At 72.4% G+C, this 23,098-nt stretch carries 26 protein-coding genes; 14 read left to right on the top strand and 12 right to left on the bottom strand.

The features are described 5' to 3' along the window. Window positions 1-54 precede the first annotated feature (54 nt). Window positions 55-681: a YigZ family protein gene (locus tag N5875_RS32935; protein WP_318206608.1), complete on the bottom strand. Its 627-nt coding sequence runs from the start codon at window positions 679-681 to the stop codon at window positions 55-57. 78 nt (window positions 682-759) lie between these two features. Continuing rightward, window positions 760-2,316 carry a helix-turn-helix domain-containing protein gene (locus tag N5875_RS32930; RefSeq protein ID WP_338497848.1) on the bottom strand — a complete coding sequence of 519 codons (1,557 nt, stop codon included), beginning with the start codon at window positions 2,314-2,316 and terminating at the stop codon, window positions 760-762. A gap of 186 nt (window positions 2,317-2,502) precedes the next feature. Between N5875_RS32930 and N5875_RS32925 the strand changes: the two genes are divergently transcribed. The 3 genes from N5875_RS32925 to N5875_RS32915 all read left to right on the top strand — a co-directional run bounded on the left by N5875_RS32925 (window position 2,503) and on the right by N5875_RS32915 (window position 6,128). Next, window positions 2,503-4,002 carry a long-chain fatty acid--CoA ligase gene (locus N5875_RS32925; protein ID WP_318206610.1) on the top strand — a complete coding sequence of 500 codons (1,500 nt, stop codon included), beginning with the start codon at window positions 2,503-2,505 and terminating at the stop codon, window positions 4,000-4,002. Window positions 4,003-4,033: 31 nt separating this feature from the next. Beyond that, window positions 4,034-5,608, top strand: coding sequence for a carboxylesterase family protein (locus N5875_RS32920; protein ID WP_338499329.1), 1,575 nt, complete (start codon window positions 4,034-4,036; stop codon window positions 5,606-5,608). A gap of 79 nt (window positions 5,609-5,687) precedes the next feature. Further along, window positions 5,688-6,128 carry a CoA-binding protein gene (locus N5875_RS32915; RefSeq protein ID WP_318206611.1) on the top strand — a complete coding sequence of 147 codons (441 nt, stop codon included), beginning with the start codon at window positions 5,688-5,690 and terminating at the stop codon, window positions 6,126-6,128. Window positions 6,129-6,187: 59 nt separating this feature from the next. Here N5875_RS32915 and N5875_RS32910 read toward each other — a convergent pair whose 3' ends face one another. Next, window positions 6,188-6,751, bottom strand: coding sequence for a YbaK/EbsC family protein (locus N5875_RS32910; RefSeq protein WP_318206612.1), 564 nt, complete (start codon window positions 6,749-6,751; stop codon window positions 6,188-6,190). 44 nt (window positions 6,752-6,795) lie between these two features. Next, window positions 6,796-7,368: an XRE family transcriptional regulator gene (locus tag N5875_RS32905; RefSeq protein WP_318206613.1), complete on the bottom strand. Its 573-nt coding sequence runs from the start codon at window positions 7,366-7,368 to the stop codon at window positions 6,796-6,798. 104 nt (window positions 7,369-7,472) lie between these two features. On the opposite strand from N5875_RS32905, the gene N5875_RS32900 reads away from it, so the two are divergent. Further along, complete coding sequence (locus N5875_RS32900; RefSeq protein ID WP_338497846.1) at window positions 7,473-8,336, top strand: DMT family transporter; 864 nt, start codon at window positions 7,473-7,475, stop codon at window positions 8,334-8,336. A gap of 67 nt (window positions 8,337-8,403) precedes the next feature. Here N5875_RS32900 and N5875_RS32895 read toward each other — a convergent pair whose 3' ends face one another. Then, the gene (locus tag N5875_RS32895) at window positions 8,404-9,150 is read right to left on the bottom strand and encodes an acyltransferase (protein WP_318206614.1); all 747 of its coding nucleotides are present in this window, start codon (window positions 9,148-9,150) and stop codon (window positions 8,404-8,406) included. A 131-nt stretch (window positions 9,151-9,281) separates the two neighbouring features. Here N5875_RS32895 and N5875_RS32890 point away from each other — a divergent pair, with 131 nt between their 5' ends. Continuing rightward, window positions 9,282-9,809: a gamma carbonic anhydrase family protein gene (locus N5875_RS32890; protein WP_318206615.1), complete on the top strand. Its 528-nt coding sequence runs from the start codon at window positions 9,282-9,284 to the stop codon at window positions 9,807-9,809. 96 nt (window positions 9,810-9,905) lie between these two features. Here the strand turns inward: N5875_RS32890 and N5875_RS32885 are convergent, their stop codons facing one another. Beyond that, window positions 9,906-10,565 (bottom strand): DedA family protein, encoded by a 660-nt coding sequence (locus tag N5875_RS32885; RefSeq protein ID WP_318206616.1) that lies wholly within the window; start codon window positions 10,563-10,565, stop codon window positions 9,906-9,908. A gap of 195 nt (window positions 10,566-10,760) precedes the next feature. Further along, window positions 10,761-11,201, bottom strand: coding sequence for a DUF4442 domain-containing protein (locus tag N5875_RS32880; protein WP_318207350.1), 441 nt, complete (start codon window positions 11,199-11,201; stop codon window positions 10,761-10,763). Window positions 11,202-11,322: 121 nt separating this feature from the next. Between N5875_RS32880 and N5875_RS32875 the strand changes: the two genes are divergently transcribed. Then, on the top strand, window positions 11,323-12,495 hold the full coding sequence (locus N5875_RS32875) for a hypothetical protein (protein ID WP_338497842.1): 1,173 nt from the start codon (window positions 11,323-11,325) through the stop codon (window positions 12,493-12,495). A gap of 145 nt (window positions 12,496-12,640) precedes the next feature. Continuing rightward, complete coding sequence (locus tag N5875_RS32870) at window positions 12,641-14,053, top strand: MFS transporter (protein WP_338497841.1); 1,413 nt, start codon at window positions 12,641-12,643, stop codon at window positions 14,051-14,053. On the opposite strand, the gene N5875_RS32865 is transcribed toward N5875_RS32870, so the two are convergent. Next, window positions 14,015-14,860 carry a fused MFS/spermidine synthase gene (locus N5875_RS32865; RefSeq protein ID WP_338497839.1) on the bottom strand — a complete coding sequence of 282 codons (846 nt, stop codon included), beginning with the start codon at window positions 14,858-14,860 and terminating at the stop codon, window positions 14,015-14,017. The genes N5875_RS32870 and N5875_RS32865 overlap by 39 nt on opposite strands. 34 nt (window positions 14,861-14,894) lie before the next feature. Continuing rightward, window positions 14,895-15,620: a DNA alkylation repair protein gene (locus N5875_RS32860; protein ID WP_338497837.1), complete on the bottom strand. Its 726-nt coding sequence runs from the start codon at window positions 15,618-15,620 to the stop codon at window positions 14,895-14,897. 162 nt (window positions 15,621-15,782) lie between these two features. On the opposite strand from N5875_RS32860, the gene N5875_RS32855 reads away from it, so the two are divergent. Continuing rightward, window positions 15,783-16,544, top strand: a complete 762-nt coding sequence (locus tag N5875_RS32855; RefSeq protein ID WP_318206621.1) for a TVP38/TMEM64 family protein — start codon at window positions 15,783-15,785, stop codon at window positions 16,542-16,544. 95 nt (window positions 16,545-16,639) lie between these two features. Here N5875_RS32855 and N5875_RS32850 read toward each other — a convergent pair whose 3' ends face one another. After that, entirely contained in the window at window positions 16,640-17,809 is a 1,170-nt protein-coding gene (locus tag N5875_RS32850; RefSeq protein ID WP_318206622.1) for a thiolase family protein, read from the bottom strand. Window positions 17,810-17,945: 136 nt separating this feature from the next. On the opposite strand from N5875_RS32850, the gene N5875_RS32845 reads away from it, so the two are divergent. The 5 genes from N5875_RS32845 (at window position 17,946) to N5875_RS32825 (ending at window position 21,588) form a co-directional block, all read left to right on the top strand. Next, window positions 17,946-18,416 (top strand): helix-turn-helix domain-containing protein, encoded by a 471-nt coding sequence (locus N5875_RS32845; RefSeq protein ID WP_318206623.1) that lies wholly within the window; start codon window positions 17,946-17,948, stop codon window positions 18,414-18,416. A gap of 81 nt (window positions 18,417-18,497) precedes the next feature. Then, a complete protein-coding gene (locus N5875_RS32840) occupies window positions 18,498-19,370 on the top strand; it encodes an undecaprenyl-diphosphate phosphatase (protein WP_318206624.1) in 873 nt (290 codons plus the stop codon). Between the two features lie 479 nt (window positions 19,371-19,849). Next, window positions 19,850-19,990: a hypothetical protein gene (locus N5875_RS32835; RefSeq protein ID WP_318206625.1), complete on the top strand. Its 141-nt coding sequence runs from the start codon at window positions 19,850-19,852 to the stop codon at window positions 19,988-19,990. Between the two features lie 131 nt (window positions 19,991-20,121). Then, window positions 20,122-20,571 carry an MscL family protein gene (locus N5875_RS32830; RefSeq protein ID WP_318206626.1) on the top strand — a complete coding sequence of 150 codons (450 nt, stop codon included), beginning with the start codon at window positions 20,122-20,124 and terminating at the stop codon, window positions 20,569-20,571. Window positions 20,572-21,132: 561 nt separating this feature from the next. Continuing rightward, window positions 21,133-21,588 (top strand): peptidoglycan-binding domain-containing protein, encoded by a 456-nt coding sequence (locus N5875_RS32825; protein ID WP_318206627.1) that lies wholly within the window; start codon window positions 21,133-21,135, stop codon window positions 21,586-21,588. A 296-nt stretch (window positions 21,589-21,884) separates the two neighbouring features. On the opposite strand, the gene N5875_RS32820 is transcribed toward N5875_RS32825, so the two are convergent. Together N5875_RS32820 and N5875_RS32815 are read right to left on the bottom strand one after the other, a co-directional pair. Next, a complete protein-coding gene (locus tag N5875_RS32820) occupies window positions 21,885-22,082 on the bottom strand; it encodes a hypothetical protein (RefSeq protein WP_318206628.1) in 198 nt (65 codons plus the stop codon). A 62-nt stretch (window positions 22,083-22,144) separates the two neighbouring features. Next, window positions 22,145-22,351, bottom strand: a complete 207-nt coding sequence (locus tag N5875_RS32815; protein ID WP_318206629.1) for a cold shock domain-containing protein — start codon at window positions 22,349-22,351, stop codon at window positions 22,145-22,147. Between the two features lie 385 nt (window positions 22,352-22,736). On the opposite strand from N5875_RS32815, the gene N5875_RS32810 reads away from it, so the two are divergent. Next, the gene (locus N5875_RS32810; protein WP_318206630.1) at window positions 22,737-23,072 is read left to right on the top strand and encodes a hypothetical protein; all 336 of its coding nucleotides are present in this window, start codon (window positions 22,737-22,739) and stop codon (window positions 23,070-23,072) included. The last annotated feature ends 26 nt before the right edge of the window (window positions 23,073-23,098 follow it).

The following is a 23,098-nucleotide window of genomic DNA, read 5'->3' as shown; positions in this document are numbered from 1 at the left end:
TACCGACCGCGCTCCCGAACTCCGTCCGGGCCTCCGCCTCAGGGGGCGAACGGGTCACGCGTCCCCGTACGCCTCGCCGCCCAGTTCGAAGGAGGCCGTTCCCGCCGTGGCGTCCGCGAGCCAGGCGCGGAAGGCGGGGACGTCCGAGTCCGGGAGGCCGATCTCGATCGTGACGGCGTCGGTGTAGCGCACGTCACGGACGGCGCGCCCGGTCGCCCGGAGGTCGTTCTCCAGCTTGCCCGCGCGCTGGTGGTCGACGGTGACGGTGGCGAGCCGGAAGCGCTGCCGGGTCACTGTGCCGAGCGTGTCGAGGGCCTCGCCGACCACCCCGCCGTACGCGCGGATGAGCCCGCCCGCGCCGAGCTTCACGCCGCCGTAGTAGCGGGTGACGACGGCGACGACGTATCGCATCTCACGGCGCAGGAGCATCTGCAGCATGGGGACACCGGCCGTGCCGCCGGGCTCGCCGTCGTCGCTCGCCTTCTGGACGGAGGCGTCGGCGCCGAGGACGTACGCGAAGCAGTTGTGGCTGGCGGTCGGGTGCTCCTTGCGGATGCGCGCGACGAACTCCTGCGCCTCCCGCTCGTCGGCGACGGGCGCGAGCGCGCAGAGGAAGCGCGAGCGGTTGATCTCGGACTCGTGCACGCCCTCGCGGGCCAAGGTGCGGTACTGCTCCTGCATCCGGCCAGCCTACGTTCCGTGGCGGGCACCCCACTCCGGCGGGCGCGGCGGCCCCCTCCGGCAGGCACGGCGGCCCCGCTACCTCGCTTCCGGCTCGCGCTCCCCGGCGGCCGGTTCGGGCGGGGTCGCGAGGCCCGCGTACGGCAGGGCGCGCAGGGCGAGGGCCCAGCCGAGCCGGGCCTCGCCCGACTCGCTGGACCGGCCGGTGAGCTCGGAGATGCGGCCGATGCGGTTGAGGACGGTGTTGCGGTGACAGTAGAGCTGGTCGGCGGCCCGCGAGGCCGAGCAGCCGTGGTCGAGCCAGGCGCGCAGGGTGGTGAGGAGCGCGGCCCGCTCGCCGCCGGTGGCGAGCACCGGACCGAGGTGGACGGTGACGATCCGCTCGGCGATGTCGGTTCGCCCGCTGAGGAGCACCTGGGCGAGCCGGTCGTCGAAGACGCCGACCTCGCCACTGCCGGCGGGGAGGGTACGGAGGGTCTGCTCGGCGAGTCGAAGTGCCCGCCCCGCCTGGGAGAGGCGGTCGAACTCCGGCGAGACCCCGGCGGTCGCCCCGGTCCGCTCGCGCAGGGCCGCGAGGAGCGCGCGGGTGGCCGGGTCGGCGCCGCCGCACGGGGCGGCGGCCGTGGCGCGCCCGGCGGGTCCGTCGCGGCGGGGCAGCCGGACGATGCCCGCGTACCGGCCGGAGCGGGGGCGCCAGTACGACCACATTCCCTGGGCCGCCAGGACCGGCGAGGGGTGCGGCGGGGCGGCCGGGTCCTGCGCGGCGACCACGACGACGTACCGGTCGACCGGGGGGACGCCGAGCGCGGCCGCGGCGGCCGAGGCGACGGCCGGGTCGTCGGCGCGCCCGTCGAGCAGCGCCTCGAAGAGGGCGACGCGCCGGGTGTCCTGGCGGCTCTGGAGCTCCAGCTGGGCGATCCGGTACGCATCGGCCATCACGACCGAGTAGCGGTCGATGGTCTCCCAGACGCCGCTCGCCATGTCGAGCTCGAGGTCCCGGCTGTCGGACTCGCGCCCGGCGCGGATCCGGAGGTACTCGGCCATGACCTGCCAGAGGACCCGGCCGCCGCGCCGGTAGGCCTGCAGCACGGTGTCGAGCGGCACGCCCTGTTCGGCGCGGCGGCGGCCGGTCTCGCGGGCCGCCCACTCGAAGTCGCCGCCGGTCGCGGCGAGCCCGCCGAAGTCCTCCAGGGCACGCAGCAGGTTGTCGCGGCAGATCTCCCAGAGGTCCTCGCGGGTGACGGGCGCGCCGGAGGCGTACGTACCGGAGTGGGCGCGGATGTCGTCGACGGCGCGGTCGGTGAGCCGGTCGATGTCGGCGAGCATCGCCGTGGCGAGCGCGCGGCGCAGCGCGCCGGAGCCGCCGGAGCCGCTCAGGGGCGTGTGGAACCCGCCGGCGCGGGGGGCGGAGCCGGAACCGGCGGGGGTCAGCGGCGGCCGAGGACCGCTGGAACCCGAGCCGGCCGCCGGCTGGCGCGGACCACCGGAACCCGAGCCGGACAGCGGCGGGGGCGGACCGGCGGAACCCGGCGCGGGCGCGCCGGGGCCGCCCGTGCGCCCGCGCCCCGGGGAGGTGCGGCTTCCGCCGGAGTGCGCCCCCGGGGGCTCTCCGGGTCCGGCCGAGCTGTGCGTCATGGCTCGCACCGTAGCGCCGGGATTTGGCGAATGCCACGGGTCGAGCGGGACGGCGGGGCCGCTGCCCAGCTCGGCGGGCCACATGGTGAGCATCTGCACATGGCGTCCGGGCGGGGCCACGGCGGATTCTGTGCCGTGTCACCGATCGTCAACAGAGCTGTTGACTCCGCGTCCCTGGAGCGTGTCATGTCACTGAGCGTCGCCGGCGTCCTCGGCGAGTCCGCCCGCCACTTCCCCGACCGGATCGCGGTCGTCGAGGGCGCGACCCGGCTCACCTACGGCGAACTGTGGACGGAGGCGCTGCGCTGCGCCGCCGGGCTGCGCGAGGCCGGGGTGAAGCCGGGCGACCGGCTCGCCGTCCTGCTGCCGAACACGATCGAGTTCCTACGGGTGTACTACGGCGCTCTCGCCGCCGGCGCGACGGTCGTCCCGGTGCACGCGCTGCTCGTCGCCGACGAGGTGCGGTACGTCCTGGAGCACAGCGGCGCGGTCGGCATCGTCAGCGGCGGGCCGCTGTGGGCGGTCGCCGACGAGGCGGCGCGCGCGGCCGGGGTGCGCGCCTTCCAGGGGGCGCCCTCGACGGCGCGGCCGCTGGCCGCCGCCGAGCCGGCGGCGCCCTCGGACACCGCGGTGATCCTCTACACGAGCGGGACGACGGGCCGCCCGAAGGGGGCCCTGCTCACCCATCTCAACATCGTCATGAACGCCTCGGTGACCTCGCAGGACCTGCTCGGGCTCGGCGCGGGCGACGTGGTCCTCGGCTGTCTGCCGCTCTTCCACAGCTACGGCCAGACCTGCGCGATGAACGGGACCCTCCGGCAGGGCGCGACGCTCGTGCTGATGCCCCGGTTCAGCGGTCCGGCCGCCCTGCGGGTGCTGGCCGACGAGGGCGTGACGGTCTTCATGGGCGTACCGACGATGTATCACGCCCTGGTGGAGGCGGCGGCGGGTTCCGACGTACGGCCGGAGGCCCTGCGCGCCGCCGTGTCGGGCGGCGCGGCGCTGCCGGTCGCCGTGCTCGAACGCTTCGAGGAGACGTTCCGTACGCAGGTCCTGGAGGGGTACGGCCTGACGGAGACCTCGCCGGTGGCGACGTTCAACCAGCCGCACATCGGCCGTCGGCCGGGCACGGTCGGGCACCCCGTGTGGGGTGTCGAGGTGGGCATCGCGGACGCGGCTGTGGACACGGAGATCCTGCTGCTCGCGGACGGCGAGATCGGGGAGGTGGTGGTGCGCGGGCACAACGTCTTCGCCGGCTACCTCGACAACCCGGAGGCGACGGCCGCGGCGATCGTGGACGGTTGGTTCCGCACCGGTGACCTGGGCGTACGGGACGAGGACGGCTTCCTGCGGATCGTGGACCGGAAGAAGGACCTGGTCATCCGCGGCGGCTTCAACATCTACCCGCGCGAGGTCGAGGAGGTGCTCGTACGCCACCCCGCGGTCTCGGAGGTCGCGGTGATCGGCGTCCCCGACGACGTGAAGGGCGAGGAGGTCTGCGCGGTGGTGGTACGCCGCGAGGGCACGGCCCCGCTCTCCGAGGACGAGCTGGTCGACTGGTCGCGGGAGCGGCTCGGCCGTCACAAGTACCCGCGGATCGTGCGTTTCGTCGAGGAGCTGCCGCTGGGTCCGACGGGCAAGGTCCTGAAGCGCGCGCTGGTGGCGCAGGCCGGGCCGCGGGCCTGATACTCCGACGTTCCGAGGAAGGGTGGCAGCGATGGTGGGGCGCGGACCCGAGGTCCTGACCCGGTACGGAGCCGTGCGCGGTTCCGCGAAGGGCGGGGTGGCCGCCTTCCTGGGCGTGCCGTACGCGCAGGCCCCGGTGGGCCCGCTGCGGTTCCGGCCGCCGGAGCCGGTCGAACCCTGGGACGGGGTGCGGGAGGCCACGGCCTTCGGGCCGACGGCGCCCAAGCGCCCGTACACCCCACCGCTCGACGCCCTGCTCCCCGACCCCGACATCGCGGGCGACGACTGCCTCAACCTGAATGTGTGGGCACCCTGGGACTACGCGGACGGCGCGGACCGCACAGACGGCACGGACGGCACGGACGGGGGTCCCGGTGAGGGCGGGCGCCCGGTGATGGTCTGGATCCACGGCGGTTCGCTCGTCCACGGCTCCTCGGCCGTCCCCGTCTACGACGGCACCGCCTTCGCCCGGGACGGAGTCGTCCTCGTCTCGGTCAACTACCGGTTGGGGATCGAGGGGTTCGGAGTCTTCCCCGACGCCCCCGCCAACCTCGGCCTGCGCGATCAGATCGCCGCGCTGACCTGGGTGCGGGACTCCGTCGCGGCCTTCGGCGGGGACCCGGAGCGGGTGACGGTCTTCGGCGAGTCGGCGGGCGCGATCTCGATCGCCGCGCTGCTCGCCTCGCCGCTCGCGAAGGGGCTGTTCCGCCGGGCCGTCGTGCAGAGCGGGGCCCCGATCGCCCAGCCGCTCGACCGGGCGCGCCGGACCACGGAGGCGGTGGCGGCCCGGCTGAAGATACCGGCCACGGCGGAGGCCTTCGCGCGCGTGGACCGGGACCGGCTGCTCGCGGCGCAGACGGAGGTGACCGGCAAGGGGTCGCCGCTGACCGGCGGGCACTCCTTCCAGATCGTCGTGGACGGCGAGGTGGTGCCGCGCGATCCGGCGGAGGCGCTCGCGGACGGGGCCTCGGCCGAGGTGGATCTGCTGATGGGCACGACCGCCGAGGAGTACCGGCTGTGGTTCGTGCCGAGCGGGGTCACGGACCGGATGGGCCCCGTGGTCCAGCGACTCCTGCTGTGGAGGACGAAGGTGCCGTCCCGGACGGCCCGGGTGTACCGCGCGGGCCGTCCGGGGGAGAAGCCGGGCGAGATCCTGGGCGCGCTCGCCACCGACAAGCTGCTGAGGATCCCGCTGAACACCCTCGCGGACGCCCGTCTCCGCCGCGGCGGTGGTGCGGGGACGGACGCGCGCCTGGGGTCGGACGCGCGCGTGGAGACAGACGCGCGCGTGGAGTCGGACGCGGGGACGTATCTGTACGAGTTCGGCTGGCCCTCCCCCGTCCTCGACCTCCGCGCCTGTCACGCGCTCGAACTCGGCTTCGTCTTCGACACGCTCGGCCTGCCGGAGACGCGCGCGCTGACGGGCCCGGACGCTCCCCAGGCGCTGGCCACGGCCATGCACGCGGCCTGGGTGTCCTTCGCCGCGACGGGCGACCCGGGCTGGCGCCGGTGGGATCCGGCCCGCCCGGTGATGACCTTCGGCCCGGGCCTCCCGTGCCTGGTCGAGGCCCCTCGTGAGGCGGAACGGCGCGCCTGGGACCGCTGAGGCCGGTGGCGGGAATCACGGTAGGTGGTGGCCGGTTGACGTGGGTGACGGGCCACACCGAAGAGAGGCAGCGAGCGCGATGAGCGTCGAGAGCACCACCGCCGAACCGACCGGCTACTCCGCGGAGGAGACGGTACGGCGGATCCTCACGTCCACCGGCGACACCTGGGCGGTGGTCGGCCTCTCCACGAACACACGGCGGGCCGCGTACGGCGTGGCGGCCGTCCTCCAGCGCTTCGGGAAGCGGATCGTCCCGGTCCACCCCAAGGCGGAGACCGTCCACGGCGAGCAGGGGTACGCGTCCCTCGCCGACATCCCGTTCCCGGTCGACGTCGTCGATGTGTTCGTCAACAGCGAGCAGGCGGGCGGAATCGCGGACGAGGCGGTCGCGATCGGCGCGAAGGCGGTCTGGTTCCAGCTGGACGTCATCGACGAGTCCGCCTTCGCCCGCACGCGCGCGGCGGGCGTGGACATGGTCATGGACCGCTGCCCGGCGATCGAGATCCCGCGCCTGGGCTGAGGCCCTCGGGGCCCTCGGGGCCCTCGGGGCCCTCGGGGCCCTCGGGCCCCTTCGGGGGCTCAGGCTACGGGGACACCGAGCCCCTCCAGGACGACGGCGCCCGGGAGTTGGGCGAAGGCCTTCCCCGGCAGGATGAGCTTGCCGCGCCTGCGGCCGCTGCCGACCAGGACCCACTCGGTGTCCACCACGGCGGCGTCCACGAGGAGGGGCCAGTCGGCCGGGAGGCCGATGGGGGTGATGCCGCCGTACTCCATGCCGGTCTCGCCGGTCGCGGTGTCCATCGGCGCGAACGAGGCCTTGCGGGCGCCGAGGTGCTTGCGTACGACCCCGTTGACGTCGACCCGCGTCGCGGACTTCACGACGCACGCGGCCAGGGTCGTCGTCTCGCCGCGCCTGCCCGCGACGACGACGCAGTTCGCGGACTCGTCGAGCAGCGCGGGCCCGTAGTGCTCGACGAAGACCGCGGTGTCGGCGATGGCCGGGTCGGTGTCCACGTACAGCAGCTGATCGGCCGGGACGGGCCCGGTCCAGGCCCGGACGGCGGCGGCGACGGGGCCGGTCAGCAGGTCCAGGCGGTCGGGGGCGGGCCGGGCGTCGTCGAAGGTTCCGATGGGTGCGCGCATACGCCTCACGCTAACAACGACCGCCCGGGGCCCGGCCGCTCGTCTCAGCGTACGGGCGGGATGGAGACGGCCATCGTCATCTCGGCGGGCTCGTCGCCGTCGTTGCGGTACTCGTGCCCCGTGTTGGCCTCGAAGACGGCGGAGGTGCCGGCCGGCAGGCGGTGTTCCTCGCCGTCGACGACCAGGGTGAGGACCCCCGCGGTGACGTTGAGGAGTTCGACCGTCCCGTCGGGGTGCGGGTCGGAGGCGCTGCCGTCGCCCGGCATGAGGGTCCAGGACCACAGCTCCAGGGGGCCGCGGGCCTCGGTGCCGACGAGCAGGGTGGTGTGGCTGCCGGTGGAGGTGGACCACATGCGGACGGCCTGGTCCGGCGGGACGAGCCGGACCTGGGGGCCCTGCTCGTAGTCGAGCAGCGTCGTGATGGAGACGCCGAGCGCGTCGGCGAGCTTCACGGTGGTGCCGACGCTGGGGTTCGTCCGGGCCTGTTCGATCTGGATGATCATGCCGCGGCTGACGCCCGCCCGCGCGGCGAGGGCGTCCAGGGTGAGTCCCCGCTCCTTGCGCCAGCGCTTCAGGTTCCGGGCGAGCGACTGCGTGAGCTGATCGAGGTCCGACACATTCCGTCCAATATTTTGGATGACAGAGTTCAATGCACTGAACTACGGTGGGGTGCACCCGATTGTTCACTGCACTGTACTGCCGTCCGTGACTGCGAGGACTCATGACCGCCCTGTTCGCCCTGGCCACCAGCCTTCTGTGGGGCCTCGCCGACTTCGGCGGCGGGCTCCTGACGCGCCGGATCCCCGCCCTCACGGTCGTCGTGGTCTCCCAGCTCCTCGCGGTCGTCGTCCTCGGCACCGTCGTCCTCGCGACCGGCGCGTGGAGCGAGGCGGGACCGCAGCTCTGGTACGCGGTCGGGGCGGGCGTCGTCGGCCCGGCCGCCATGCTCGCCTTCTACAAGGCGCTCGCGCTCGGCCCGATGGGCGTGGTCTCGCCGCTCGGTTCGCTCGGTGTCGTCGTCCCCGTCTCGGTCGGCCTGCTCGTCGGCGACCGGCCGGGGCTCGTCCAGTTCGCCGGGATCGGCGTGGCGATCCTCGGCGTGGTCCTCGCCGGCGGTCCGGAGCTGCGCGGGGCGCCCGTCCAGCGCCAGGCGGTCCTGCTCACCCTCGTCGCGGCCTTCGGCTTCGGCTCGGTGATGGCGCTGATCGCCGAGGCCTCCACGACGGTCACCGGCCTCTTCCTGGCGCTTTTCGTCCAGCGGGTCACGAACGTCCTGGTGGGCGGTGGAGCCCTGTACGCCTCCGTGAAGCGCGGGGGCCGGGCCCTGCCCGAGGGCGGCCCCCAGGTGATCCGCGCGGCCCTGCCTGCCCTCGCGTTCGTCGGCCTCGCGGACGTCGCCGCCAACGGTACGTACGCCATCGCCGCCCAGCAGGGCCCGGTCACCGTCGCCGCCGTGCTCGCCAGCCTCTACCCGGTGGTCACGGCCCTCGCGGCCTACGGCGTCCTCAAGGAACGCCTCCGCGCGATCCAGGCGGCGGGCGCGGGCCTCGCCCTGGTCGGCACGGTCCTGCTGGCGACGGGCTAGCAGCCGACGGGCCGGCAATCGACGGCCAGCGACCGACGGGCCGGCAGCCGTTCGCGACGAGCCGGCCCTAGCGCGCCTGCTCGACCTCCCACGCCGCGAGCGCCGCGAGCTGTTCCGAGGTCACGTGGTCCGGGATCGGAACGGGGGCCGGGGTCCGCAGCGGGGGCTGCCAGCCCTGCTCCTTGTCCCAGCTGCGGACGACCTTGGCCGGGGCGCCCGCGACCACCGAGTGGTCGGGCACCTCGCCGCGCACCACCGCGCCCGCGGCGACGACCACGTTCCGGCCGAGGCGGGCGCCGGGCAGAATCACGGAGCCCGTGCCGAGCCAGCAGCCGGGACCGATCGTGACGGGCTCGGAGCGGGGCCACTGGCGGCCGACCGGCTCCTCCGGGTCGTCGTAACTGTGGTTGGTCGAGGTGATGTAGACGTACGGACCGCAGTAGGTGTCCGAGCCGATGGTCACCTTCGCGTCGGCGATCACATGGCTGCCCCGGCCGAGGACGACGCCGTCGCCGAGCGTCAGCACCGTCTCGGTCCCCAGGTCGAGGCCCGGCAGCATCCCGGCCGTCAGCGTGACCTGCTCGGCGACGATGCAGCACTCGCCGATCTCGATCCACCGCTCGCCGAAGACCGTGCCCTGCGGGAAGGCGAGCCGGGTACCCGCGCCGAGCCGGCGGAAGCGGAGCTTCCCGGGGTGCTCGGCGGTGACGGATCCGGCCTCCTGCACCCAGCGCCAGCCGCCCTGCACGGCACGGTTGAGCATCCGGCGCCGCCAGGCGGCGAGGGATGAGAACGTGTTTCTGTTCCTGGGCACCCGGACACGGTAGTCGGCACCGTCGTGCCTGATCAGTGCGGTGCGCTGTGATGTCCGTCATGGGCACGGCATAGGCTGCGGCCGGGGGCAGCCCCGGGCGTGACATGACGGCTGACGATCAGGAGCGAACCATGACAGAGGCGTTGATCAAGGGTGTGGGCGGCAAGGAGCCGCAGATCGACCCGACCGCCTTCACCGCCCCGACCTCCGTGGTGCTCGGCGAGGTGACGCTCGGCGCCCGTGCCAGCGTCTGGTACCACGCGGTCCTGCGCGCGGACTGCGGCCCCATCGCGATCGGCGAGGACTCCAATATCCAGGACAACTGCACGGTCCACGTCGACCCCGGCTTCCCCGTCTCGATCGGTGACCGCGTGACCGTCGGCCACAACGCGACCGTGCACGGCTGTGTCATCGAGGACGACGTGCTCGTGGGCATGGGCGCGACCGTCCTCAACGGCGCGCGGGTCGGCGCCGGTTCGCTGATCGCCGCGCAGGCGCTCGTCCCGCAGGGGATGGAGATCCCGCCGGGCTCGCTCGTCGCGGGCGTCCCCGCGAAGGTCCGCCGCCCGCTGACCGAGGAGGAGCAGGCGGGCATCCGGCTGAACGCGGAGATGTACCTGCACCTCGCGAAGGGCCACGCCGAGGCCTTCGGGGGCTGAGCCCGGACGTACCAGGGGCTGAGTCCGGACGTACGCGGAGGAGGGCGGCACCCGTCATGGGTGCCGCCCTCCTCCACGTACGCGTACGGGCGGACCTCAGTCCGCGACCGCGACCGGCTCCGGCTCCCGCTCGGGGGTCTCGGACCGCTCCGCCGCCGCCTTCTTGGCGCGGTTCTTGATGATCAGCATCGAGGCGACGCCGATCAGCACTGCGAGGACGAGTCCCAGCCACGAGAAGCGCTTGAGCCAGGCCTCCGCGACGATGCCGACCGAGTAGATGACGGCCGTCGTGCCGCCGGCCCACAGGATGCCGCCGAAGACGTTGGCGATCAGGAACTTCCAGTACGGCATGTGCAGGACGCCCGCGAGCGGCCCGGCGAAGATGCGGAGCAGGGCGACGAAGCGGCCGAAGAACACCGCCCACATGCCCCACTTCTGGAAGGAGCGCTCGGCGAGCCCGATGTTGGCCTCGCTGAAGTGCTTGGGGAACTTCTTCCCCAGCCAAGCGAGCAGCGGCCGTCCGCCCCTGCGGCCGATCGCGTAACCGATCGAGTCACCGATGATCGCGCCGGCGGTGGCGCAGGCGCCGAGCACCCACGGATTGATGTCGCCGTGCTGCGAGGCGAGCAGCGCCGAACTCACGAGCACGATCTCGCCGGGCAGCGGGATGCCGAGGCTCTCCAGCCCGATCACCACCCCGACGAGGACGTAGACCGCGACCGCGGGGATCGTCTCCAGCCACTCCTGGACGTGCAACGCGGCTTCCTCCCGTTTCGACTGCCCTGCCGCGCCCGTCCCCTGGTCGGGGGCCCGTGGCGCCGGCGTGCACTGCGGCGGGCACGCCGGGGCAGCCTACCCGGTCGGGGTGGACGGCCCTCGCCGTCCGGCGACCGGAACGCGGTCGCCCCCGCACCCGGGAGGGGGTACGGGGGCGGTGCGCGACGTTCCCGGTCAGGCGGCGTTCGGGCGCAGGGTCCAGACGACGGTCATCTCGCCGGTCACGGCGCCGTCCTCGCGGGTGATGTCGATCCGCACCGGGAACTCCGGCCGCTCTCCGGCGTCGAGCTCGGCGACGACCTCGGCGGCCGGGCGGCCCAGGGTGGCGGTGGCCGTGACGACGCCCATCGCGAGCTTCTTGTAGCCGATCTCGGCCTTGACGGCGAGCGGGACGGCGCGGCTCAGCTGGTCGCCGAACGCGGCGAGCACGATGGCGCCGCTGGCGGACTCGGCGAGCGTGAACATCGCTCCGGCGTGCGGGCCGCCGACGTGGTTGTGGTAGGCGGGCTGGTCCGGCAGGCGCACGACGGCGCGCTCGGCGGTGGTCTCCAGGAACTCCAGGTTCAGGGTTCCGGCCATGGGCACTGTGGCGGCGAGCATCTCGCCGACGGTCATCTGGTCTGCGCTCATGGCCGTGATGTTACCCACGAGTAGCACGCTTGGCCATCCCCACGTGCCCACGGCCGAAGGGGGCGGGCGTGGTCGAGGTGCCTCCGCACCTCTATGGTTACTGGCCATGTGGCCAGGACAGCAGCCGCCCGGGGGCGAGCAGAACCCGCAGGACCAGAATCAGAACCCCTACCAGCAGTCGGGGTACCAGCAGCCGAACCCGTATCAGCAGCAGCCGCCTGCCCAGCCCGGGTACCCGCAGCAGCCGCCGACACAGCCCGGCTATCCGCAGCAGCCGCCGACGCAGCCCGGCTACGGGCAGCAGCCGCCCGCACCGCCCGGGTACCCGCAGCAGGGGTACGGCCAGCAGCCGGGGTACGGCCAGCCGAACCCGTATCAGCAGCCGACCGTTCAGCAGCAGTACGCGGTGCCGGGACCGGCGCAGCCCGGCGGGCCCGACGGCGGGAAGAAGAAGACGACCCTCGTGGCGATCGTCGCGGCGACCGCCGTGGTCGTCGCGGCCGGTGTCACCGGCTTCCTCGTTCTCGACAAGGACGACGACAAGAAGCCGCTCGCCGACCCGAAGCCGAGCACGACGCCCTCCGCGCCGGTGGACCCGTCCGCCGATCCGTCGACGATCCCTTCGACGGACCCGAGCGACACCCCGTCCGGGATCGCCAACCCGCGGGACGGCGCTGCCCAGCAGCCGACGATCCCCGGCTGGAAGGTCGTCTACAACCCGAAGTACGGCACCCTCTTCGACGTACCGCCGGAGTGGGAGGTGCTGAAGCCGGGCATGATCACCTTCTTCGAGGACGAGAAGAAGAACGACGGCAGCCCGCTCGTCACCATGTCGTCGCCCACGCGCCTCAAGAGCGAGTGGTGCACGTACGACACCGACAAGAACGGCTCCATGGAGACCTGGGGCCTGAGCACCGCCGGCACCAAGGGCGGCCAGGGCGCCAAGAACACCTCGGACGCCTCGCGCAGCGAAGCCGGCACCTGGGTGTGGGGCGGCTACGCCCAGCACATGCCGCAGAGCACCATCAAGATCACGAAGCCGGTGCCGTACAAGACGAAGTCCGGCCTCACCGGCCACATGGCGATGGCGACGGCGCCGGGCGTCAAGAAGCGCAACAAGTGCGAGTCGGACGGCAAGTCGATCGCCTTCACCTTCAAGAACGCCAAGGGCGACTTCTCGACCTGGGTGCTCTACGGGGCCGACGGCGTCAAGGACGAGCTGCCGGACGCCACCATCAAGCAGATCCTGTCGACGGTCCGGCTCGCGCCGGCGTCCTGACCGGAACCGATACGACGGGTCGACCCCGGCGCGTGGACCGTCCACGCGCCGGGGTCGACCCGTCCGTACCGCTCTCCGGCCCCCCAGGGCGTCCCGTCCGGATATCGGGTTGGCATACGAGCGGCCCGGCAGGGATAGTCCCGGGGTGAACAGTCCCGCCGCCGCTCCCCACCGCGCTCCCCTCGGCTCCCGCCGCCCCGAGTGGGCCGGGCGCAACTACGTCCTCCTCACCGCCGCCACCATCGTGACCAACCTCGGCACGCACGGCGCGCTGATCGCCACGACCTGGGCGGTGTTCGAGACCGGTGGCGACGCCGGCGACGTGGGACTCGTGGCGATGGCACGGTTCCTGCCGCTGGTCCTCTTCCTCCTGATCGGCGGCGCGGTCGCCGACCGGGTGCCCCGGCACCGGGTGATGGTCGCCGCGAACGTCCTCAACTGCGCCTCGCAGGCCGTCTTCGCCGCCCTCGTGCTCGCGGGTACGGCCCAGATCTGGCAGATGATGGTGCTCACCGCGCTCTGCGGCACCGGGCAGGCCTTCTTCAACCCGGCGGCCGAGGGCATGCTGATGTCCAGCGTCACCGGGGAGCAGGCGAGCCGCGCCTTCGCCGTCTACCGGATGGCCATGCACGGCGCGTCGATCGGCGGTGCGGCGCTCGGCGGCGCGCTCGTCGCGTTCGTCGGACCCGGCTGGGTCCTCCTGATCGACGCCATCGCCTTCGCGGTCGCGGGCGGGCTCCGCGCCTTCCTGGACGTCAGCGGCGTCCCCGAGCGCGCACCCGGCGGCGGGCTCTTCTCCGATCTGCGGGAGGGCTGGCAGGAGTTCATCGGCCGGCCCTGGCTGTGGTCGATCGTCGCCCAGTTCTCCGTCGTGGTGGGGCTGATCGGGGCCGTCGAGTCGGTGTACGGGCCGCTGGTCGCCAAGGCCGAGCTGGGCGGCGCGCGCCCCTGGGGCATCGCGCTCGCCGCGTACGGTGTGGGCACGCTCGCGGGCGCCTTCCTGATGGCCCGCTGGAAGCCGCGCCGTCTGCTGTTCGTCGGCACGCTCTGCGTGTTCCCGATCGCGCTGCCGTCGGCGGCACTCGCCGTGCCGCTCGACGCGGCGGGGCTCACGGCGGCGATGTTCGTCAGCGGTGTGGCCATCGAGGTGTTCGGCGTCTCGTGGATGACGACGATGCACCAGGAGATCCCGGAGGAGAAGCTGTCCCGGGTGTCGGCCTACGACTGGTTCGGTTCGACGGCCCTGCTGCCGCTGACGACGGCACTCGCGGGCCCGGCGGAGACCGCGTTCGGCCGGAGCACGGCGCTGTGGGGCGCGGCGGGGCTGATGGTGCTGGTCACCGCGCTCGTCCTGCTGGTGCCGGACGTACGGAATCTGACCCGGCGTCCGCACACGAAGGAGATCCCGGGCCCGAGCCCCTCCACGGCCCCGGCCCCCGTCCCGGCCTCCGTCCCGGCCGCCGCCTCGGCCTCCGTCCCGGCCCCCGCCTCGGCCTCCGTCCCGGCCCCCGCCTCAGCCTCAGCCGATGCCGAAGGCACCCTCCGGCGGAACGGGTGACGGTACGGCCCCGGCGTCGAGGACCGGTTCCGCGGCGCCGGTGAACCGCTTCAGGGTGTCCCCGTGCTCCACGCGCGCGGGGAACGCGTCCGCCGCCGCCCGGCGGGCGAGGCGGGCGGTGTCGATCTCACGGCCGGAGGCCACCAGGACGGCGTTCCCGAAACGGCGGCCGCGCAGGACGGCCGGTTCGGCGACCAGCGCGAGCTCGGGGAAGACGGTCGCGAAGGTGGCGAGCTGGGAGCGGAGGAAGGCGAAGGGCGCCCCGTCGGCCAGGTTGGCGGCGTAGACGCCGTCGGGACGCAGGACGCGCCGGATCTCGCGCGCGTACTCCACGGACGTGAGGTGGGCGGGCACGCGGGAGCCGCCGAAGACGTCGCCGACGACGAGATCCGCCGAGGCGGCGGGCGCGGCCTCGAGCCAGCGCCGGGCGTCCGCGCCGTGCACGGAGATCCCGGAGCCCTCGGGCAGCGGTAGGTGTTCGGCGACGAGCGCGAGCAGCCCCCGGTCGGCCTCGACCACGTCCTGGCGTGAGCCGGGACGGGTGACGGCCACGTAGCGGGGCAGGGAGAGCGCCCCGCCGCCGAGGTGCAGGACGTCGAGCGGTTCGCCGTCGTCGGCGGCGCCGTCGACGACATGGGCGAGCCGGCGCGCGTACTCGAACTCCAGGTACGCCGGGTCGTCGAGGTCGACGTACGACTGGGGTGCGCCGTCGACCGTCAGGAGCCAGGCCCGCTCCCGGTCCACATCGGGCATGAGGCGCGCGGTGCCCTGGTCGACCTCACGGATGACGGGAATCTGCTCGTTCACGCTCTCATTGTGCCGGTGGTGACCGCCTGGGCCGTCAGAGGTGCTTGAGGGCCTCGCGTACGGAGAGGGGCGAGAGCCGGGTGGTGTTCGCGGCGACGAAGGAGCGGACCTCGGCCGGGGCCGTCTTGGCGTACTCGCGCAGGCTCCAGCCGATGGCCTTGCGGAGGAAGAAGTCGGTGTCGGCGGCGCGGCGCAGACAGTGGGCGAACAGCCGGTCCGCGTCGGTGGCTTCCCTGAAGCGGAGCTGGTGGAGGATCGCCGTCCGGGCCACCCACGGGTCCTCGTCCTCGATCCACTCGTCCATCCGGTCCCCGAGGGCGGTATCGGCCGCGACCAGACCGCCGACGACATGGGCGGCGAGGTGGTCGACCGTGTCCCACCAGGAGACGGTGGTGACGAGCCGGCGGGCGACGGGCAGGAAGCCGGACGAGCAGCGCTTCACGTGGCGGCGCAGATAGTCGACGGCGAAGTAGTGGTACTCGCGCTCGGGCAGGGCGAAACAGCGCAGGGCGACGGCGGCGCAGTCGTGCTCGTCGGGGTGGGGAGTGCCGTCGAGGACGGTACGGGACAGGGCGCGGCGCTCGGGGGTGCGGAGCCCGAGGAAGGGCGCGACACCCTTCATGTACGCGACCATCTCCTGCGCCCGGAAGGGGTTCCCGGCGGCGGGGTAGACCGTGGTGAGCCGCTCGAGAACGGTGTCGGCGAGAGCACTGTCGGGGATGCCCGTCGGGCCGCTGCCCGCCGGCGCGGTCTCGTTCATGGGGCCCTCCCTGTCATGGGTGCTGCGGGGTCCGTTGCCCTGCGCGGCGTGTCGGGCCGGCCCGACACGCCGCCGACCCCGGCCGGGCCCAGCGGCTGCCCACCCGGGTGGACATGACGCGCATTACGGCGATCATACGGACGCGTCCGTTACTCTCCCCGAATGCTCGCTCCCGTGCCCCGGCCGCCGGGCTCTCTCGCCGTCCGCTGCTCCCGGGCCCTGCTCGCGCCCCGCGCACGGCTCTCGGCGCTCGCGCTGCTGCTGCTCACCGCGGCGGCCCTCGTCGTGCTGTACGAGCCGCAGCGGCTGCTCTCCTCGGGCTGGCCGCAGCAGACGGACGGCGCGGGCGCGGTGATGCTCTTCGGTCTTGCGTACGGTGTGTGCACGGCGGCGTTCGTCCCGCGTCCGGTGCTCAATCTGGCGGCGGGCGCGCTGTTCGGCTCGGCCTTCGGTCTGACGGCGGCGATCGCGGGGACGGTGCTCGGCGCCGGGATCTCCTTCACCCTCGGTCGTTTCCTGGGGCAGGAAGCGCTGCGGCCGATGCTGCGGGGCCGTTGGCTGACGGCGGCGGACGGGCAGCTCAGTCGGCACGGATTCCGTTCGATGCTGGCGATCCGGCTGTTTCCTGGGGTGCCGTTCGCGGCGGCCAACTACTGTGCCGCCGTCTCCCGGATGGGGTACGTGCCGTTCCTGGTGGCGACGGGGCTCGGCTCGGTGCCCAACACGGCGGCGTACGTCGTGGCGGGTGCGCAGGCGGACGAGCCCGGCTCCCCGGCGTTCCTGGTCTCTGCGGGCTTCATCGCGCTGTCCGCCTCGGCGGCCGCCGTGGTCGCCTGGCGCAAGCGGCACCATCTGCGGGCCCCGGCTCCGGCCGTGGCACCGGAGCCGGAGCAGACGCCCGAGACGGTGGGCATCCCCCGCTAGGGGTTTCCGAGCGGACGGGGTCGGAGTGGCCGGGGTGAGAGCGGCCGGGGACAGACCGGCCGGGGTCAGAGCGGCCGGGGTCAGAGCGGCCGGGGTCAGAGCGCCTCGACGATCATCGCGTTGGCCAGGCCGCCCGCCTCGCACATGGCCTGGAGTCCGTAGCGGCCACCCCGGGCCCGCAGTGCGTGGACGAGGGTGGTGGTGAGGCGGGTGCCGCTGGCGCCGAGGGGGTGTCCGAGGGCGATCGCGCCGCCGTGGACGTTGACCTTGGCCGGATCGGCGCCGGTCTCCTGCTGCCAGGCGAGGACGACACTGGCGAACGCCTCGTTGATCTCGAAGAGGTCGATGTCGGCGAGGGAGAGGCCCGAGCGCCGCAGCACCTTCTCGGTGGCGGGGATGACGCCGGTGAGCATCAGCAGCGGGTCGGAGCCGGTGACGGCGAAGCTGTGCAGCCGGGCGAGGGGCCGCAGGCCGAGGCGCTCGGCGGTGTCGGCGGCCATGACGAGGACGGCCGAGGCGCCGTCGTTGATCGGGCTGCTGTTGCCCGCGGTGACGGACCAGTCGATCTGCGGGAAGCGCTCGGCGTAGCCGGGGTCCTCGAAGGAGGGCCGGAGCCCGGCGAGGATCTCGGGGGTGGTCGACGGGCGCACCGACTCGTCGCGGCGGACGTCCTCGTACGGGGCGACCTCGGCGTCGAAGAGTCCGGCGGCCCACGCGCGTGCCGCCCGGGTGTGCGAGGCGGTGGCGAACGCGTCCATGGCCTCGCGGTCGATCGACCACTTCGCCGCGATGAGTTCGGCGCTGATGCCCTGCGGGACGAGGCCCTCGGGGTAGCGCTCGGCGACGCCGGGGCCGAAGGGGTCGGCGCCGGGCGGCACGTTGGACCACATGGGGACCCGGCTCATGGACTCGACGCCGCAGGCGACGGCGATGTCGTATGCCCCGGAGAGCACGCCCTGGGCGGCGAAGTGCACGGCCTGCTGGGAGGAGCCGCACTGCCGGTCGACGGTGGTGGCGGGCACGGACTCGGGGAATCCGGCACCCAGCCAGGCGTAGCGGGTGGTGTTCATGGCCTGCTCCCCGACCTGGTCGACGGTGCCGCCGATCACGTCGTCGACGAGGGCGGGGTCGATGCCGCTGCGCTCGATCAGGGCACGCAGGGTGTGGGAGAGCAGGGCGACGGGGTGGACGTGGGACAGGGCTCCGCCCGTCTTGCCCTTTCCTATCGGCGTCCGGACGGCTTCGACGATGACGGCGTCACGCATGACAGACTCCTGAGTTGGATAAATGGACCAACACTCATCGGTAACATAGCCCAGCAAGTTGGCTTTTCAAACCCACATGAAAGACTTAGTTGGTTTTCCAAACTGACCGAGCTCGCGCTGCCCTACCCTTGACCCCATGAAGGCCGCCCCCCGCCCCTGCTCGATCGCCGACACCCTGGCGCTCGTCGGCGAGAAGTACTCACTGCTCGTGCTCCGTGAGGTCTCCCTCGGTGTGCGCCGCTTCGACCGGATCGCCCGCAACACCGGCGCGCCCCGCGACATCCTCACCACGCGCCTCAAGCGGCTCGTCGAGGCCGGAATCCTGGAGAAGGTGCAGTACAGCGAACGCCCCCAGCGCTTCGAGTACCGGGCCACGACGGCCGGCGAGGAGCTCCAGCCGGTGCTGGTGACGCTGATGGCCTGGGGCGACCGCCACCTCAACGCCGACGACCGCCCGGTGGTACTCGAGCACCGGTGCGGCGAGGTCCTCAGCCCCCGGGTCGTCTGCGCCCACTGCGGGGACGAGGCCGACCGCGACAGCCTCACCGCCCACGTCCGGGCGCCCGGCTGGACGACGGCGGGCCCGACGGTCCCTCAGGAGGCCTGAGGGCGGGCCCGTCATCTGAGGACGGTACGCTGCGCACGACCTTCTGATCGCACACGTACATAACGGGACGGCCCTAGCCCCATGAGTTGGTTCGAATCGTTCATCCTCGGACTCGTCCAGGGGCTGACGGAGTTCCTTCCCATCTCCTCCAGCGCGCACCTCCGTCTCACGGCGGCGTTCGCGGGCTGGGAAGACCCGGGTGCGGCCTTCACCGCCATCACCCAGATCGGCACGGAGACCGCGGTACTGATCTACTTCCGCAAGGACATCGCCCGAATCGTCTCGGCCTGGTTCCGCTCCCTCACCGACAAGTCGATGCGCTCCGACCACGACGCCCAGATGGGCTGGCTGGTGATCGTCGGCTCGATCCCGATCGGTGTCCTCGGCATCACGCTCAAGGACCAGATCGAGGGCCCCTTCCGCGACCTGCGGCTGATCGCCACCACTCTGATCGTCATGGGCGTCGTCCTCGGCATCGCGGACCGGCTCGCCGCCCGCGACGAGATCGGCGGCCGCCACCGGGCGATCCGCGAGCGGAAGACGCTCAAGGAACTCGGCGTGAAGGACGGCCTGATCTTCGGCGTCTGCCAGGCGATGGCCCTGATCCCGGGCGTCTCGCGCTCGGGCGCGACGATCTCCGGCGGCCTGCTCATGGGCTACACCCGCGAGGCGGCCGCCCGCTACTCCTTCCTCCTCGCGATCCCGGCGGTGCTCGCCTCGGGCGCGTACGAACTGAAGGACGCGGGCGAGGGACACGTCTCCTGGGGCCCGACGATCTTCGCCACGATCATCGCCTTCGTGGTCGGGTACGCGGTGATCGCCTGGTTCATGAAGTTCATCACCACGAAGTCCTTCATGCCGTTCGTGATCTACCGGATCCTGCTCGGCATCCTGCTGTTCATCCTGGTCGGCACGGACACCCTGAGCCCGCACGCGGGCGAATCCGCCGACTGACCAGATGCACACATGTAGCGCTACCTAGCGCTTTCTAGCGTCGATCTGCATCAGCGCGTCATGATCGTCTCCCACTCTTCTCCCACTAATCTCCCACCCGGGAGACGGGAGACGCCCCACAATGGGGTGTGCATCCGCAAAGCGGAGATGACCTGTAAGGGCCCGCACAGCCTCCGCTGTGTGGGCCCTTCTCATGGCGGCCGGAGTGACCCAGGCCCCGTCACGGCGCGCGTTCGGGTCGGTCGTCCCCCTTGTGGCAGGCACGCCACAAGGTCTTCGAGCCGACCGCGCAGGCGATCGACGGACTGGAGCGGGCACTGGCCGGTCTCGGCCTGCTCGAGGAAGCTCTCTCTGGATCTGCGCCGACCCCAGGACTACTTCCAGCGCGTGTGGTCCACGGCCTTCCGGGCCTCAGACCTCGCCGCACTCGAATCGCCCGGCCAGGAGCCCTTGCCGGCTCTGCCCACGGAGGCATCGGCATGACCGCACCCGTTCCGCCCGCGCGCACCGCCCAGGCCCTGAAGGTCAGGCGAGACCGGAGCCGGCAGAAGATCGAGCACATCGGCGAGGCCCTGGAACGCGTGCTCAAGGCGCGCACGGCGATCACCGTGGCCGCATAGGAACGCAGCTGACTGCCGCCATCCGTGTGGTCTTCCCCCCAGCGGCTCCCACGCTGCCTCCCAGCTCGCGCTCAGCGTGCTGAGCTGAGCCGGTGCGCCATGCGCCGGGGCGTCAAGAAAGGGAGCGGATCGTGCTCAAAGGCTTCAAGAACTTCCTCATGCGCGGTGACATCATCACCATCGCCGTCGGACTGGTCATCGCGCTGGCCTTCTCGACGCTGATCAAAGCGTTCACCGACTATGTGATCAACCCGGTCGTCGCCCGGCTTCAGGGCGGCAAGTCCGTCGGGCTCGGGTGGCAGCTCGGCGAGGAGGGGAACGAAGCGACCTACCTCGACCTGGGCCAGTTCATCTCGGCCCTGATCTACTTCATCATCTTCATGGCGGTCATCTACTTCTGTGTCGTGGTGCCGTACAAGCACTACCAGGCCCGCCACGGCGTCACCGCCTTCGGGGAACCCGGTCCGGTCAAGACCTGTCCGGCCTGCCTCTCCGAGGATCTGCCCGCGGCGGCGAGCAAGTGCCGCTACTGCGCCACCGAGCAGCCCCCGACCGTCGGCGCCGGAGCTCAACGGGTGTAGAGAGGCGGGCCGGCCGGCCCACGCTTCCGCGGAGACCGTAGACAGGTACCGCTTCCCGCGGGTCGTGCGGGCTGATCTCCTCATTCCGGTCGTCGCCCTGCCGACCAACTCGTGGCGCCGGGCCACCGCGGCCACAGAACGCATCCCCGACCACCGCACCCAGGCGCCGACCACATCGGCCAAGGCCAGCTCGTCGCTCTCGGTTGAGCCCTGGACCTGTCACCGCTCACGCACCAGCCGCGGTGAGGATCGAACTCGAAAGTGCCGCCGTCTTCGAGCGCGCCACCCTCTCACGCGTCACGGCTGACGCCGATTGCACCCGTGCCCTGCGCCGCAGCGTCCAGACGATCCTGCGCGCACTCGCCGCGACAGTCGATGGGGGCGGGGTCCCGGTGGTTCTCGCCGAAAGAGCAACGCTAAGCGGTTGTGTCCCAGTTCAGGTAGCTCGGCGTCTGGTAGGCCCCGGGGCGTGGGCCTGATCACTCGCCGAGCGTGGTGACACGGTTCTCGTACTTACGGCGGGCCTTGCGCTGTACGGGACCTTCATGGAAAGGCCACCACATGCGGTCGAACAAGCTCGTGAAGGCACTCGCCACTGCCACGGCCCTGGCCGGTGTCACCGCCGGAAGCCTGGCAACCTCCGGTACCGCCTTCGCGGCAACGCCGGAGAGGTCCCAGAACGTGGTCTCCGGACCCGCCTCGGCCACCGAAGTGGTCAACCTCGGGCTGAGTACCTCGCAGGCGAAGAGGGTCCAGCTCTGGCTCGCCTACTCCTGGGGCTACACGGGAGCCCTCGACGGCCTGCTCGGCACCGGCAGCTGGCAGGCCATGCAGCGAATGCTGCGCCACTACGGCTACACCGGAGCCATCGACGGCATCGTGGGAACCGGGACGATCAAGGCCCTTCAGCAGTTCCTGAAGAACAACGGGTTCTACTCCGGAGCCATCGACGGCATCGCCGGGTCCGGGACCCAGGCCGCGTTCGCGGCGTTCGCCAACACGCTGCCCATGGACTAGCGGCGCAGGGGCCCACAGACGCCGAGGACCCCCGGGGCTGGTCCGCCGAAGTGCGGCCAGACCGGCCCCGCCTCGCTCTTTGCCAGGACGAGTACGGCCGCAGAGCGCGCACCGACCGCCTTCGCCCACCGCCCCCACAGCCGAACGGTCCTCCCGCGCCCGGTGCACAGCAGGAGATCGGCGGGGCCAGGGGCCTGGCCGCGCGCGTGCCACCACCAGCGCCGACCGCGTAGTCCCGGACCTATCAAGAAACGCTGCCCTTGCATTCGGCGCGGGGCTGGGCCCGCGCCCTGCGCTCAGCGGGTGGGCCAGGGGGATTGGCGGGCGAGGGGCGTCCATTCCTCGTCGTCCTGGCCGGGGATGAGGCGCCCGTCCGTCTGCCACTGCTGGGCGAGTTCGGCGTAGATCGGCTCCGGGGCCCGGCGGGGAACCGCTTCGCTGGCGTTTCGCTGCACGTTGACGGCGGGGGTGAGCCGCATCGTCGTGGTAGCCATGTCGGTTCAACGCCCCCGGGGCCGTCCGGGTTACCCACAACTGCCGTGTGGTCTGGGGTCCGTTATTCACAGTCGCTCCACCAGGCGCGATGAATGTTGTCAGCCCTCCGCCCGTAGCTGTCCAGGGTGATGTCGAACTCGACCCGCTCGCCAGGGTGCAGCGGCCACGCGCGACAGGCGTGAACAGCTGACTGTTCGATCGGGATGTCAGGTTCATCGCCTTCCTGGCGGATCAGCCCCGAACCGCGGTCAGGGTCGAACCACTGCACGACACCCTTGGGCACCACGACCACCCCCGTGAACGGCCACCCACGACTTGTCTCGCATCCCGAGACATGCACTGTCCGACCTGTCCCAACAGCGCGCAACGGCGCACGAGGGCGCGTGAAGGGAGGTGAAGCGTGAACGGAATCAGCATCCGCCGACGGATCTCGGTCGGCGGTGTCCTCGCCGTCATGGGGGTGATCGGCATCCGGTCCCGCGTCGAACGCGCCGGGGAAGTGGCCGGTCCATCGTCGGCCGCTTCCGTCGGGTCATTTCTCTTGTGACGAGATGACGTAGGGGACATCCGGGTGGATGTCCCCTTGTGTCGCAACTGTCCTCACTTCCCGAGCCGTCGTCCTTGGCAGTTGCACGACGACTGAGGAGGCACTCATGACTGGGTTCCAGGCGTTCGCCACGACTCCGACCGCGCTGTTGGATCTCGACCCGTACCGCTTCCCTGCCGTGTCCATCGACGACCGGCACGAGGAGACGTCGACGGCCCGCGGCACCATGGAGTTCGGCGACCACCCGCTGCCGGCGCCTGCGCCCTCGAGCCGCCTGCCCCTTCGTCTGGAGCCGGCCGACCGCCGCCGGCTGGAGCTGCACGCCGCTCTCACCGCGTCAGGTATCGCGCCCCTGCCGGGCGACCTCGACGCCATCGAGGCCCTGTGCACGCTCGACGACACCACTCATATCGCACTCAGGCGCTGGCTCAGCAGGGTTTGACAACCTCTGACACATCACAAGAGTCG

This window comes from Streptomyces sp. SJL17-4 (genome assembly GCF_036826855.1).
Classification (GTDB): domain Bacteria; phylum Actinomycetota; class Actinomycetes; order Streptomycetales; family Streptomycetaceae; genus Streptomyces.
The sequence above is the reverse complement of the archived record's forward strand: the minus strand, read 5'-3'. Positions and strand labels throughout refer to the sequence as shown.

What these genes read in the sequence shown, in the direction of transcription:
- N5875_RS32935 (WP_318206608.1), bottom strand. Translation starts at nt 681, where the DNA reads ATGCAGGAGCAGTACCGCACCTTGGCCCGCGAGGGCGTGCACGAGTCC.
- N5875_RS32930 (WP_338497848.1), bottom strand. Translation starts at nt 2,316, where the DNA reads ATGACGCACAGCTCGGCCGGACCCGGAGAGCCCCCGGGGGCGCACTCC.
- N5875_RS32925 (WP_318206610.1), top strand. Translation starts at nt 2,503, where the DNA reads ATGTCACTGAGCGTCGCCGGCGTCCTCGGCGAGTCCGCCCGCCACTTC.
- N5875_RS32920 (WP_338499329.1), top strand. Translation starts at nt 4,034, where the DNA reads ATGGTGGGGCGCGGACCCGAGGTCCTGACCCGGTACGGAGCCGTGCGC.
- N5875_RS32915 (WP_318206611.1), top strand. Translation starts at nt 5,688, where the DNA reads ATGAGCGTCGAGAGCACCACCGCCGAACCGACCGGCTACTCCGCGGAG.
- N5875_RS32910 (WP_318206612.1), bottom strand. Translation starts at nt 6,751, where the DNA reads ATGCGCGCACCCATCGGAACCTTCGACGACGCCCGGCCCGCCCCCGAC.
- N5875_RS32900 (WP_338497846.1), top strand. Translation starts at nt 7,473, where the DNA reads ATGACCGCCCTGTTCGCCCTGGCCACCAGCCTTCTGTGGGGCCTCGCC.
- N5875_RS32890 (WP_318206615.1), top strand. Translation starts at nt 9,282, where the DNA reads ATGACAGAGGCGTTGATCAAGGGTGTGGGCGGCAAGGAGCCGCAGATC.
- N5875_RS32880 (WP_318207350.1), bottom strand. Translation starts at nt 11,201, where the DNA reads ATGACCGTCGGCGAGATGCTCGCCGCCACAGTGCCCATGGCCGGAACC.
- N5875_RS32875 (WP_338497842.1), top strand. Translation starts at nt 11,323, where the DNA reads ATGTGGCCAGGACAGCAGCCGCCCGGGGGCGAGCAGAACCCGCAGGAC.
- N5875_RS32860 (WP_338497837.1), bottom strand. Translation starts at nt 15,620, where the DNA reads ATGAACGAGACCGCGCCGGCGGGCAGCGGCCCGACGGGCATCCCCGAC.
- N5875_RS32855 (WP_318206621.1), top strand. Translation starts at nt 15,783, where the DNA reads ATGCTCGCTCCCGTGCCCCGGCCGCCGGGCTCTCTCGCCGTCCGCTGC.
- N5875_RS32850 (WP_318206622.1), bottom strand. Translation starts at nt 17,809, where the DNA reads ATGCGTGACGCCGTCATCGTCGAAGCCGTCCGGACGCCGATAGGAAAG.
- N5875_RS32845 (WP_318206623.1), top strand. Translation starts at nt 17,946, where the DNA reads ATGAAGGCCGCCCCCCGCCCCTGCTCGATCGCCGACACCCTGGCGCTC.
- N5875_RS32840 (WP_318206624.1), top strand. Translation starts at nt 18,498, where the DNA reads ATGAGTTGGTTCGAATCGTTCATCCTCGGACTCGTCCAGGGGCTGACG.
- N5875_RS32835 (WP_318206625.1), top strand. Translation starts at nt 19,850, where the DNA reads ATGACCGCACCCGTTCCGCCCGCGCGCACCGCCCAGGCCCTGAAGGTC.
- N5875_RS32825 (WP_318206627.1), top strand. Translation starts at nt 21,133, where the DNA reads ATGCGGTCGAACAAGCTCGTGAAGGCACTCGCCACTGCCACGGCCCTG.
- N5875_RS32820 (WP_318206628.1), bottom strand. Translation starts at nt 22,082, where the DNA reads ATGGCTACCACGACGATGCGGCTCACCCCCGCCGTCAACGTGCAGCGA.
- N5875_RS32810 (WP_318206630.1), top strand. Translation starts at nt 22,737, where the DNA reads ATGACTGGGTTCCAGGCGTTCGCCACGACTCCGACCGCGCTGTTGGAT.